Below are 13,172 nucleotides of genomic sequence, written 5' to 3'. Positions count from 1 at the left end.
TAAATAACACAGCAAATCCACTTAGCCGTTTTTGGTACCAGTCCACCAAAAACGGTTTTCTGTTTGTCTCTTTTAAAACCTTATACTCAGCTTTTTTCCATAACCAGGCACCATCTGACAAAATATTTCCCGGGCAATAATTTTGTCGGAATACGAAAGCGGGCTGAAACCCATACGATTCCAGCCCGCTTTTTCACCTTTTATTTCAGCAAACCGACCAACTTCAAACCATGCGCAACGCCATCCTCATCCACGCTTTTCGTGACAGATTTCGCTGCCTCTTTCACAACATCGTCAGCATTTCCCATTGCAACACTGTTCTCAACCGCGCGCAGCATTTCAATATCATTCAATCCATCACCAAATGCGTACACATTCTCTGGAGCAATACGCATTTTTTCGATGGCCTTTTCAATGCCCCGCGCCTTGGAACCGCCATGTGGCAGCACATCAACCGAAGCGGGGTGCCAGCGAATGAAATCGAATTGGCTGAAGTGCTCCTCATAAACCGCTTCTTCTCCATCCGTGCAAAAAAGCAGCCCCTGATAAATATTACGTCCGATGTGATAATCAGGGTCATAGCTAACTTTATGCGGGATTTTCAATGTCCCAATCGCATTCGTAACCGATTCGTCATTCTCCTTATTGGAACGCCAATCCTCATGATCAACATAAACAATCGGATGATTATGCTCCAGGGCATACGCCGTTAGCCCTTCTAACGCTTTTGTATTCAACGGGTTTTTATAAATCACGTCACCCTGATAGACCACATACTGACCATTAAGCGACACATATGTATCAATGTTCAGCTCCTCCAGCAAGTGATCAAACGCGAATGGCGTCCTGCCTGTCGCAATCGCAACAATATGACCAGCATCCTGAAGCGCCTGTATTGCCTTCTTCGCCGATTGCGGCACTTCTTTTTCCGCATTCAGCAATGTATTGTCGAGATCGAAAAATATAATGCTCTGTGTCATGGAAGCTTCCTTTCTGATTGTAATCTTTCAAGGACATTATAGCAGATTGCTGTGCCTTTTAATAACTGACTTCACATTACTATGAATTATAAACTAGCCATGGCAAAATCCGTTATCTATCGTTACCATTATGATGGTGATTATTTCTTTTTAATGTTGCAAAATATACTGTTTTTCCATCCAGTTCCTTCGTTTATTTATTATTTTTGCGTTTGTGTTTACGTCTTTAATTTTTTTGTATCGCTTTTCCATTAACATAACCTCCATCCCGTATAGTCGCATTTTCGAACCCCATCTTGTCATCACTTTATATTTATTGATATCAGCGTAACTTTAAGTATCTAATCGAACGTTTGATTAAAACTCTTAACACCCCATTAGAAGAGCTTTATCTAATATAAGGCAATCCACTTGCTGTTGTAAAAATTGACCAATTACCTTTAAACGTATATCATAAATAAATAAGAAGTAACCTCATGGAATTCACGTTTTTAAAATGTGAACACTCTATGGGGTTATTTTTATTAAAAACACCATCCAATTTCATAAGGAAATACTCCATTCGGAAGGGCGAACGGAGCCATCTCCATATTTTGTAGCCATTTTTTGTTAAATTCCGTAGTCTATGCGCCATTATGTAATTAGACAATAATGCATAATGTAGGCAATTACAAATTCTTTTTCCCCTTTTTTAGACTTTTTACATCCCACAACTTAAAATGGAAATACTATCATGCGATGGAGGATGACGATGAGTTTACTAAACGAACGGTTACAATCACAATCAACAATTAAAAGTTTTTTCCAATATTTTGTTCCGACCATATTGGGCATGATGCTCATGTCGGTAAATATTGTTGTCGATGGAATTTTTGTCGGCAATGGGGTTGGTGCCGTTGCGCTTGCCGGGGTTAACATCGCCGTCCCGGTATTTTCCATCATTATTTCGGTTGCCCTTTTAATCGGAATGGGCGGCGGGGCATTATATTCCATTGCGATGGGAGAAAACAACACAGACCGCGCTAAACTCATTTTCACCATTTCTTTCATACTTGTCACCGTTATTACCTTATTCAGCGGAGTTATCGGCCTATTTAACATGGAATTTCTAGCCAAAATTTTTGGGGCGAATCAGGAAACATTGCCATATGTAATCGACTATATGCGGATTCTGTTCTTATTTTCCCTTATCCTTGCCTGGGAAATCCATATCAGCATATTTGTGCGTAATGACGGGGATCCACAGCTTGCCATGGTAGGCTTAATCGTTTCGGCTCTGCTCAACATCGTGCTGGATTACTGGGCGATTTTTATTCTGGAATGGGAAGTCACCGGGGCGGCACTGGCAACCTGCGTCGCCACACTCGCCGGCCTGCTCGTCTATACGATTCACTTTTTCAAAAAAGATTCAGGCCTGAAGTTCGTCCGCGTCAAATGGAAAGCCCGCGATTTAAAACAAATCGGAGCAATGGGACTGCCCAACTTTTTATCGGAAGCAGGCACCGGTATATTTGTAATGGGCTACAATATTGCAATCACGTATTATGCGGGAACGGCCGGACTTGCTGCTTTTTCCGTCATTAACTATTTGCATACCTTCATGTTTCTGGCATTTATCGGTATCGGAACATCAATTCAGCCGATGATCAGTTTTTATTATGGAGCGAAAAAATATAATGCCATCAAAGAAACCGTAAAAGTCGCCGAGGTAACTGCGCTCGCACTGGGAGCTCTTGCACTGCTAATAGGCTATCTCGGAACTGATTTGCTCATTTCTATTTTTGGAGTCGCGACAGATGAAATCACCGCACTCGCCGCAAATGGAATCAGACTGTTCTTTATCGGCTATTTATTTATGGGCATTAATTTTATATACATGACCTATTACCAATCAATCGGCTACGTCCGCCCATCCCTCGGAATCACCATATTCCGCGGCTTCATCATGCTCATCGCCATGCTCCTCATTCTGCCATATTTTTTCGGAATAACCGGCATCTGGCTCGCCCTCCCAGCCGCAGAAGGATCAGTCGCCATCACGCTCATGCTTTTTGCCCGCCGTAATGTGATGCGGAGTCAGTTGGGCATGCGGGGATGAAGGTATGGAGCGTTTGGGGGTGTGTGATTTGGGAGGGGTTCGCATGTTTGGGCGGGGACTTCGCACGTTTCGGGGCTGGGTTCGCACGTTTGGAGCATCACTTCGCACGTTTCGGGGCTGAGTTCGCACGTTTGGAGCACCACTTCGCACGTTTCGGCGTTGAGTTCGCATGTTTGAGCGACCATTTCGCACGTTTCGGGGCTGAGTTCGCACGTTTGAGCACCCACTTCGCACGTTTCGGCCGAAGTTCGCTCGTTTGAACACCCACTTCGCACGTATTCCACCTGGTTATAAAAGCGATCATGACATTAGCTGAAAAAAATAGCCACCTTTTAAAGTGACTTCATCATTTATATTTGTCTGTATTATTTCTCAACCATTCAGCAATTTCCTGTGCGGTTACCTTGCCTTCAGCAACAACAACGGTAAAGTCTTCATTCTCGGCATCATTCCGTTTCAATTTGAATCCGTTTTTCTTCAAAAATATATCAACTGCAGCAAATGCGGTGCGCTTGTTTCCATTATAAAAGCAGTGATTTCTCGCTAATGATTCAAATAGAGATGCTGCTTTTTCAAAAATGGTTGGATAGGCATCTTCACCAAATGCTGATTGTTGAGGTCGATGAACTGCCGACTCCAATAGCCCCTGCTCTTTAATTCCAGCCTGTTCACCTTCCCCAAATTTCTTCATGATCATAAAATGAATCAATATTACATCCTTTGTTTTCAAATAAACTAGCTTCATTTATCTGTCCTTCAAATTCCTGAACACTTCATAATGTTCATCAAACGTTTCACGAAGCATTTCAACCATTTCAGTATCTACATGGTCTTCCCAGTTTTCTTTTTTACTCAAAATGATTTGATTATCTTCAACTTCAAATTCCATTTCATCACCACGTTTAATTTCCAATGCATCAACAATTGACTTTGGCAGACCAACACTTAAACTGTTCCCAGTCTGGTTGACTTTACGAACTTCTTTTTTTGCCATTGCACCCACACCCATTTCATATCATTCTCCTATCCATTGTATTCTATTTTATATAATTTATACATTATTATGTAATTACATTATAACATTAATATTACCAAATGTCCACAAATAAAAAGACCGCCACCTTACGAGTGACAGTCCACTATTACTTCAACCTCTTTATATTTTTCATTTCCTCCATCACGGACGCCATTACAACCTGGATTAAATAATCTTCAACTCCTTATCCGATGGCGTCAACGTTCTTCCACTCGTGCTCCCCCGACATTCGGTAGATAAATACTAGGCCCACCTGTTACTGTTATACCTACTTTTAATTCCTTTTCGTGCATTACTAAGAATAGCGATTTTTCATGAACTTCCAGACATATTCCGTTGCCGGTCCCTGTTTCAGCAATTATAACCTGGTTTTCAATACAGCAAATCTTCACTACAATAAAAACCCTTCCGGCATAATGTCCCTCTTGTCTATTACAAACTGATGGAATCCAGTAATACTCGCTATACCTGCTACTTTTGGTATCACAGCATCAAAACACTCAACTTTCGATTCAGACAGCACTTCACTTTGAAACACGCCACCCGTAATACTTTCATGAATAAATGGTTCTCCTTTTCCCAATTCATCTTTTGCATACAGTGTCGCTACTCTGGCGCTCGTCCCGGTGCCACATGGCGAACGGTCAATTTGATGATCGGCAAATATGGTCACATTTTTCAAGTCAGCTTCTTTATTAGTGGGATCCCCCGAAAAGATAACCCCGTAAATTCCATTTAAATCATCCTGAAGCGGGTGTTTCACATTTAAATTTGCTTCAATATCATATTTTATTTTCATACCGAGCGATTGCAGCTTTGATAATGATTCGTTATTCAACTGTAAATCCACTTTGACACTGTCAAGAATGGCGTAAAAAGCCCCGCCAAATGCAATATCAACCGTAATTTTCTTCCCATCAATTTCAATGGGGAAATCTTTTTCATAAACAAAAGAAGCTACATTTTCAAAGGAAACATCCATTACTCGCTGTCCTTCACACCGTGCATAAGCAACTACTTGACCAGCAGGACTGTCAACAATAAATTTTCGTTGATTCCCTTCTACAGTAAACTGACCGGTTTCGATTACCATCGTAACGACAGCGATAATACCGTGACCGCACATGGTACTCCAGCCTTCATTATGCATGAATAACACGCCAAAATCGGCTTGTTCTGTTGCTGGCGGCGTAATGATGCACCCATACATTCCATGGTGACCTCTTGGTTCATTCATTAATGTTTTTCGAAGACCATCCATATGCTTTATACAATAGGCTCTTCTCTCCGGTTGTGTCCTGCCTTTGATTGGCGGAAGACCGCCCGTTATAACCCTTAAAGGTTCTCCTGCCACATGTAAATCTACAGTTGAAATCATTCGGTTAAAGTCCAAATCATTTACCTCCCCATATTTAATTTCCTTACCTTTATGTAATCTTTGTGCTGAGTTGTAAAATGAAAAAGTCGGGAGCAGAAGTCATAATTTCAAAATTTCAGTTTATTTTTTGAAAACGTTATCATATAATGTTAGTAATGCTATCTTGGTTAAGAAAGGAATGTTGACCATGTATTCCATTGGAGAAAAAGTAGTTCACAGGGTTTTTAAACTAAACGGGCAAGTGACAAAAGTAGATAAAAAAACAGTTTCTATTTTATTTAACAATGGGTATTTCCGAGTGTTTCAGCTTGAATCATCCTTCATGTATCTGAAGAGAATTTCTTAAAGCGAATATAACGAGTCACATTATTAACGCAGGAATGGAATACCGAACGAAGCAGTCACCATTCCCACGCTATACACTATGTTTAATATCCCTGTGTCCCCACCTATATATATTAAATACTATGGTAATTGTGATGTACCCACAGTTTCCTCCCACTGTTCCTGAATGATCCTTCTTCCTTTCTGCACATCAGGATGAAACTGAATGTATGCATTGTCTCTCGATTGTTCGGTTGATTGTATGGCATGGTTAAGTTCTTGCGTTAACCCGGGAACACCGCCCTTCTTTGCTATGGACAGACCTGCTGTGACCCCCTGTTTCATGGCAACTTTGGCACCTTCAACCCCGGTAATATTACCAGCCACGTATAATCGATCAAGTGGGGTTTCCATATACTCATTGTGTATTGGGACATAGCCGCCTAACTCCTCCACTAAATAAAACGGACACCCGGCAACCGCAGCTAATTCGGCTAACGGGTACAATCCACCGGCAATACAAACAAAATCACATGGTATATGTTCCTCACTGCCGTCAACCACTTCACCATTTGAATCTATTGTTGCTAATTTAACGCCACTAACGGTTTCATCACCACAAATCTCAATGACGGCTTTTCGAAGCTGAATTGGAATATCCCACATTTTGAACCCTTTCTTCGGATAAAATGATATTCCCATCTTTTTCATCCATTCATTTTTCATTATTTTGCTGCCATAACGAACAACAGTTGACGGGGCCATATGGGAAACATGAAGAAGGGAGTCCATTACCTCCTTGGGTTTTGCTTCACTTTGAGTAATTTTATTCTTTTTAGGTAATGTAAGACTTGCCACTTCCACTCCAGCTAGCTGCAGTTCCATTGCAATAGCGGCAGACAAAACATTTACTCCAATAATGACACCACGATTTCCCGGTTTCACCCGATGAACATTAGTCATCACTTGTGCAGCACCGACAGACATCACGCCTGGAAGTGTCCAGCCTGGAACCGGAATTGGGGATTCGGCTGCACCTGTTGCTAACAACAGATGAGCTGCGTAAAGGGTGTTTTTTTCAGTGTAAACAACCCAGTAATCACCTTGTTTTTCGATATTATTAACTGAGGTATTTAAATTAATCTCAACATCCAAGTTAATAGCTTGTTGGTATAGGGTTTCAGACTCCCTTATACCATTCCACCAAAATCCATCTGGTTCTTCATACAATTGCCCCAGCAGTCTTCCACCCGGTTTAAAATATTCATCTATTACCAGAGGCTTCAGTTCTTTTTCGGCACACGTAATCGCCGCTGATAAGCCCGCCGGACCAGCCCCGATTATAATCACATCATTCATGAACAGCCCTCCAATCTCTCACAGGTGTGGGCAGTTTTCCGCCGCTTTCCACAACCATCCCTTCCTTTAGTGGTGTCAGGCAGGCGCGAACTCCTGGTTTTCCGTTTACCGTTACCCTGCATTCAAAACAGTGACCGATATTACAATAGATGCCTCTTGGTGTGCCACTTTCCTCATGGTAACGAAGCGTGCGAATGCCATTTGCCAGAAGCGCAGCCGCAAGAGATTCATTTTTCAGCCCTTTATACTCTTTGTCATTAAAAGTAAACGCAACATATTCTTTTTCGTTAATTGCTCCAAGCACCGGGTGGTCCTCTATACGCTGACTCATTCTTCCACCCTCCCTAAATCGCCGAAATGAACCGGACGAACCGGTGGCTGATACTTTAGCGATATTTGGTTACGTTGTCCACTTTCGATTTCGGCTGCAATTTTATCAACTAAACTCCGGCATGTTCTTCCGCCGCAATATCCCATAGATGCCCTTGTTCGAAGCTTTAACTCGCGTGCAGAGCAATTATATTTGGAAGCAGTTTCGATTAATTCCTTGTAGGTCACTTCTTCACATCTGCAAATAACCACATCTTTTTCCGTCAATTGAATCACTCCTATTCTATATCTCTCTTTAACACATGCAAAAATAGTGCCAAAACGAAAAATAAATCGTTTAAAGCACTATTTGTTCATGGTGTTTATTTTAATCCCAATTTTTTTAACCGGTTATAAAGTGTTGCTCTGGTTATCTGCAGATTTTCGGCGCAGGCAGCTTTATTTCCATCCACCTTGTCCAATTCTTTGACAAATATTTCTTTTTCCACTTCCTGCAGCCGCTCATTTAACGAACGTCCATTGTTTTCAGATGATATTTTGTGTCCTCCGTTTATTCCATTGCCGGTTTTCGGCTCAAATGGCAAGTCATCCAACTTTATATCACCATTTTCCGAAAACACAATGAGCCGTTCCACAACGTTTTTTAATTCCCGGATGTTTCCCGGCCAATGATATTGCAGCAGCGCCTGCATGACTTCCTGCGATATGCCGTGAATTGGGCGGTGATATTTAATGGAAATTTCATTTAAAAAATAATGGGTTAACTCGATAATGTCTTCCGTTCGTTTTCTCAGCGGCGGCACCTCAATACTTACCACATTTAATCGGTAATAAAGGTCCTCCCTGAACTTCCCCTCTTTCACTAATGCCTTTAAATCCTGGTTGGTTGCGGCTACAAGTCTGAAATCCCCTTCTTTTTCCTTTGTCCCACCTACCGAATAAAATTTGTTTTCCTGCAGCAGGCGAAGCATTTTCACCTGCATATCCAACGGCATTTCGCCAATTTCATCAAGAAGCAATGTGCCTCCTTTGGCGAGTTCCACCTTTCCCTTTTTCCCTTTTTGATCTGCACCGGAGAATGCACCTTTCTCATAGCCGAAAATTTCACTCTCAAACAACGGTTCCGGAATTGCACCGCAATTAATTGCCACAAACGGGGCCTTTTCGTGCTCGCGCATTGTATGCACTGCCTTTGCAAACAGTTCTTTTCCAACACCACTTTCACCGTAGATCAGAATATTGGCATCGGTGGACGCTGCCTTTTTAAATTTTTGAATCGTTTTACGCAGCGGCTTGCTGTTCCCTCGAATTTTAACAAATGGATTATCTGTAGAGGTTAACTTACTAACCTCTTTTTCCAAATGAAACAATCGCTCGGAAGCGTGATACAATTCTTTATTCAACTTAATTTGACTTGTTATGTCGGTCTCAGATACCACTGCCCCAATGATTTCCTCATCACAATAAACTGGATTAGAGTTAATTAACACTACTTGATTATCGCGTGCTTTATGTTGACTATGATAAACAGACGTACCATCCTTTAATGTATTCAACAATTCCAAATGTTTCGGATTGAAAAAATCGGTAATCGGTTTGCCTAATATTTCTTCCTGTTTAATCGAAAAAACCTGTTCTGCCCCTTTTGTCCAAGCTAAAACGTTCTTATCATTATCAATAACGGTACAAGATTCATCAATCGTTTCCAGGATGGTGGTAATATATTTATACAGATATTGATAGGAAGTGTATAATTTTTTGGGAAATTCCTGAGACGTTATATATCCCAACAACTGCCCTTTGCTATCCTTTACAACCGTGCAATTATAGTCCGCCAAAATAGTAACGATGTGACTGATCCCCTCATCTATCGTGGTTTCTGCACATGGTGAATAGTTTAATTGGTTTTCCTTTTCCGAATAGGTGACGCATTGAATAGTTTCCTCTTTATCCGCTAGAAAAATCTGCTTCGAATATTCAGCTTTGACTTTCGACTTCACTTCACTTCTGAGCAAATCTTCCGCGTTATATAATATAAAATTTTCATTAAGCATTTTTTTCACATCTAAAAAAGTCGGAAAAAACATAAAACACCCCTCTATCTGTAAAATCTCTTTAACACTTTTAAATTATTTTGACACAATCACGATTTACTTTCAACATTATTTCGAATTATACGGCAATTTTAGTTGGCACAAAATTTGCTATGTATATAATGAATCATTTAGAAAACTTGGTTGTCACTAAGCCTTGAGATGACAGCCTTAGTAGCACTTATGCAGTAAGAAAGTTATATACATTCTTACTGCCAAAAAAGGAGGCCAGCTTTGTTTTAGATTTATCGGTTTGCCGCGTATCAAAGCATTTGACTATTATTTGGGAGGATGAATATGAAAAATAAAAAAAGAACAATAGTTTTATTGACTATCACACTCTTGCTAATTACTTTCCTTTACGCATGTAGTGGAAACGATTCAGAGAGCAGCAAAAACAACAATCAGGAAAATGATGAATCCCAACCCGCGAATAACAGCCAGCCTGCACTGGCTGAGGACCAGGTCTTAAATCTTACGTCTTCAGCAGATTTTACTTCACTTGATCCGCATCACGCTTCAGATGCACCATCGTTTGACGCCTTATATCAAATTCGTTCCGGATTGGTCACACTTGATGAAAACGGAGAAGTTGTTCCCGATATGGCTGCTTCACTGCCAAAAGTCAGTAAAGATGGAACAGTTTATACCTTTACATTAAAGGATGATATCGTATGGTCAAACGGGGACCCGGTAACGGCACAAAATTTTGTGTATGCCTGGCGTAGGGAAGTCGATCCGAAAACGGCTGGTGAATATGCGTTTATCTATAAATCAGCCAATATCAAAAATGCGGCTAAAATTCGGGATAAAAACAGTGACATGTATGGAAAAGAAAAAAAGATAGGGATTGAAGCTGTAAATGAGCGCAAATTGAAAATTACCCTTGAAAAACCAACACCTTACTTCTTGGATTTATTAACTTTCCCGCCCTTTTATCCGTTAAATCAGGAGTTTGTGGAAAAACAGGGCGATAAATTTGCAATGGAACCGGAAAACATGCTTTTCAACGGACCTTTCAAGTTAAAAAAATGGAATCATGGCGTAGGTTGGACATTTGTTAACAATGAAAAATATTGGAATGCTGATGAAGTCAAACTGGAAAAAGTGAACTACAAAGTCTTAAAGCAGCAAAACACTGCAGCAAACGTATATAAATCCGGCAGTCTCGATTTTTTAAAACTCAGTTCCGATTATATTCAACTCTTTGAAGACAGCGGTGAACTTCATACTGGCGAATTAACAGCGGAAATCCATTTTATCCGGCTGAATCAAAAACATGAAGCACTCGCAAATGAACATATCCGTGATGCCATTTATAATTCCCTTAACCGAGAGGGCCTTGTGGATGTATTGGTGAAAACCGGTGCCGAACCTGCCAGATATGTGGTACCGAAAGACTTTGCAAAAGGACCGGATGGGAAAGACTTTCGTTCAAAAAATCCATCCATTAATAAAATGTCACTGGAAGAGGCGCAAAAATCCTGGAAAAAAGGACTTCAGCAAATCGGAAAAGAAAAAGTGGAAATCGGTCTGATGATTGGTGATACGGATACGAATGCTACCATAGCTGAATTTTACGCGAATCAACTGGAAGAAAATTTACCGGGACTAACCGTAACCATCAATAGGCAGCCTTACAAATCACATTTGGAGCTTGAAGGAAACAGAAAATATGATATGTCAAAATGGGGATGGCTGCCAGATTATCGCGATCCAATGACGTTTCTTGATTTATGGGTAACAGACGCTCCCTTCAACCGGACAGGATACTCCAATCCGGAGTTTGATGCACTGATTAAGAAAGCCAAAAACCTTGGCCATAAACCAAAAAAACGCTGGGAACTGTTACAAAAAGCCGAAAAAATCCTATTGGAAGATGCAGCAATTGTACCAACCCATCAAGCTGCTGCGGCCTATGTCAAAAAACCGTATGTTAAACACATAATTGTACGGAATTACGGTCCGACAGTGGACTGGACATATGCCCGCGTTCTGAAACATTAAAGCAGTCTAATAGAGAGAAGGCTGGGATAAAAACAAAAACGCATATCAGAAAAGACGTACAATGCATCGCTTTAGCGGAGGAAATATACGTAGACTCCTGGGGGAGCTAGGCCTAGGTGAGACTCGTAGTGCGTCAGCACGGAGAGGCTCAGCAGCCGCCCCCGGAAAGCGAAGTATATTTCCGGAGCGGCTGAGTCACGTTTTATTAAAACACTTTTATCCCAGCACCACGTGTAGCATTACACGTAAACCTCCACCTTCCCCTTTCTTGGAGTCTGTGGAGATTTCACGTAAGAATACATGGGCTATTTGGCATGAAAATTGCTTATTTTATATCAGACGTAGTTAAAAGGAGGAACGCAACAAATGGAAACGATAAATAAGCTGCGAAAACAATTTGATGATTTGGGAATCGACGGTATCTTGATTACTAATGATCAAAATCGTCGGTACATGACTGGTTTTACCGGGACAGCCGGCATTGTACTCATTTCAAAATCAGACGCGAAATTGATCACCGACTTTCGTTATGTCGACCAAGCAAAAACACAGGCTAAGGATTTTGAAGTTGTTCTACATGAAAGAAGAACGATCGATGAAATAGATAAACAGGTCGCTTCTTCGGATATCACAAAACTCGGCTTTGAGGAAAATCACGTAACCTATGGCATGTTCAAACAGTTCACTGAACATATTAATGCGGAGTTAGTTCCAACCACAGGTGTGATTGAAAACTTTCGGATGGTTAAAAGCGAAGATGAGATCAATGCCATCAAAAAAGCGGCTGACATTGCAGATGAAACTTTTTCCAGGATTACAGACTATATTCGTCCCGGAATCACAGAAATGGATGTTAATCATGAATTAGAAAATACCATAAGAAAACTCGGAGCAGCGTCTTCTGCTTTTGACATCATTGTCGCTTCCGGCTTTCGCTCCGCCTTACCTCATGGTGTTGCCAGCGATAAAGTGATTGAAAAAGGAGACATGGTTACACTTGATTTCGGAGCATATTACGAAGGTTATCGTTCGGACATCACAAGAACGGTCGCAGTTGGCAAACCGGATGAAAAGCTGAAGGAGATTTATTCCATTGTCCAGGAAGCCTTGTCACAAGGTGCTAAAGGACTGAAACCGGATATGACTGCACCAAGTGTAGATGCATTGCCACGGGATTACATTACAGCGCAGGGCTTTGGCGAATACTTCGGGCACGGCACCGGACATGGCATCGGATTGGACATTCATGAAGAACCATTCTTCTCAAAAAGCTCTGACAAGGTAACGGCGCCAGGCATGGTTGTCACCATTGAACCCGGTATCTATATTCCGAAACTTGGTGGTGTGCGAATTGAAAACGATTATGTTGTGACAGCTGATGGCAATGAAGCACTTTCGCGATCGACAACAGAATTAATGATATTGTGATTCTGAACTCGCGCGATGGTCTCCCGGGGTTGCACGTTTTGGAGTGAGTTCGCACGTTTGAGCGAGGTGCACATAACCCTGTCAAGTAGACAAACTAAAATCGTGCAAATCTATGCTGATTGTAACCGATATTCAACTG

At 41.2% G+C, this 13,172-nt stretch carries 11 protein-coding genes; 3 read left to right on the top strand and 8 right to left on the bottom strand.

What is annotated here, in order from left to right; all coding sequences use genetic code 11:
• Positions 1–200: 200 nt before the first annotated feature.
• Positions 201–980 (bottom strand): Cof-type HAD-IIB family hydrolase, encoded by a 780-nt coding sequence (locus ABD010_RS12240; protein ID WP_343813442.1) that lies wholly within the window; start codon positions 978–980, stop codon positions 201–203.
• A gap of 751 nt (positions 981–1,731) precedes the next feature.
• Between ABD010_RS12240 and ABD010_RS12235 the strand changes: the two genes are divergently transcribed.
• Positions 1,732–3,078, top strand: a complete 1,347-nt coding sequence (locus tag ABD010_RS12235) for an MATE family efflux transporter (RefSeq protein ID WP_343813440.1) — start codon at positions 1,732–1,734, stop codon at positions 3,076–3,078.
• A gap of 346 nt (positions 3,079–3,424) precedes the next feature.
• On the opposite strand, the gene ABD010_RS12230 is transcribed toward ABD010_RS12235, so the two are convergent.
• From ABD010_RS12230 to ABD010_RS12200, 7 genes are all read right to left on the bottom strand, one after another.
• Positions 3,425–3,823 carry a type II toxin-antitoxin system death-on-curing family toxin gene (locus tag ABD010_RS12230; protein ID WP_343813437.1) on the bottom strand — a complete coding sequence of 133 codons (399 nt, stop codon included), beginning with the start codon at positions 3,821–3,823 and terminating at the stop codon, positions 3,425–3,427.
• A complete protein-coding gene (locus tag ABD010_RS12225; RefSeq protein WP_343813434.1) occupies positions 3,824–4,072 on the bottom strand; it encodes an AbrB/MazE/SpoVT family DNA-binding domain-containing protein in 249 nt (82 codons plus the stop codon). It abuts the gene before it with no gap.
• Between the two features lie 433 nt (positions 4,073–4,505).
• Positions 4,506–5,507, bottom strand: a complete 1,002-nt coding sequence (locus ABD010_RS12220) for a proline racemase family protein (RefSeq protein WP_343813431.1) — start codon at positions 5,505–5,507, stop codon at positions 4,506–4,508.
• A gap of 450 nt (positions 5,508–5,957) precedes the next feature.
• Positions 5,958–7,175: an NAD(P)/FAD-dependent oxidoreductase gene (locus ABD010_RS12215; RefSeq protein WP_343813429.1), complete on the bottom strand. Its 1,218-nt coding sequence runs from the start codon at positions 7,173–7,175 to the stop codon at positions 5,958–5,960.
• Entirely contained in the window at positions 7,168–7,506 is a 339-nt protein-coding gene (locus tag ABD010_RS12210) for a (2Fe-2S)-binding protein (protein ID WP_343813426.1), read from the bottom strand. The genes ABD010_RS12215 and ABD010_RS12210 overlap by 8 nt, the downstream gene beginning before the upstream one ends.
• A complete protein-coding gene (locus ABD010_RS12205) occupies positions 7,503–7,772 on the bottom strand; it encodes a (2Fe-2S)-binding protein (RefSeq protein WP_343813423.1) in 270 nt (89 codons plus the stop codon). Before ABD010_RS12205 ends, ABD010_RS12210 begins: the two co-directional genes overlap by 4 nt.
• A gap of 95 nt (positions 7,773–7,867) precedes the next feature.
• Positions 7,868–9,592 (bottom strand): sigma-54 interaction domain-containing protein, encoded by a 1,725-nt coding sequence (locus ABD010_RS12200; RefSeq protein WP_343813420.1) that lies wholly within the window; start codon positions 9,590–9,592, stop codon positions 7,868–7,870.
• A 303-nt stretch (positions 9,593–9,895) separates the two neighbouring features.
• On the opposite strand from ABD010_RS12200, the gene ABD010_RS12195 reads away from it, so the two are divergent.
• A complete protein-coding gene (locus ABD010_RS12195) occupies positions 9,896–11,605 on the top strand; it encodes a peptide ABC transporter substrate-binding protein (protein ID WP_343813417.1) in 1,710 nt (569 codons plus the stop codon).
• A 366-nt stretch (positions 11,606–11,971) separates the two neighbouring features.
• Complete coding sequence (locus ABD010_RS12190; protein WP_343813415.1) at positions 11,972–13,033, top strand: M24 family metallopeptidase; 1,062 nt, start codon at positions 11,972–11,974, stop codon at positions 13,031–13,033.
• The last annotated feature ends 139 nt before the right edge of the window (positions 13,034–13,172 follow it).

The sequence above is a fragment of the Virgibacillus siamensis genome, assembly GCF_039522605.1.
Classification (GTDB): domain Bacteria; phylum Bacillota; class Bacilli; order Bacillales; family Amphibacillaceae; genus Lentibacillus; species Lentibacillus siamensis.
This window is presented reverse-complemented; position numbering and strand designations above follow the sequence as displayed.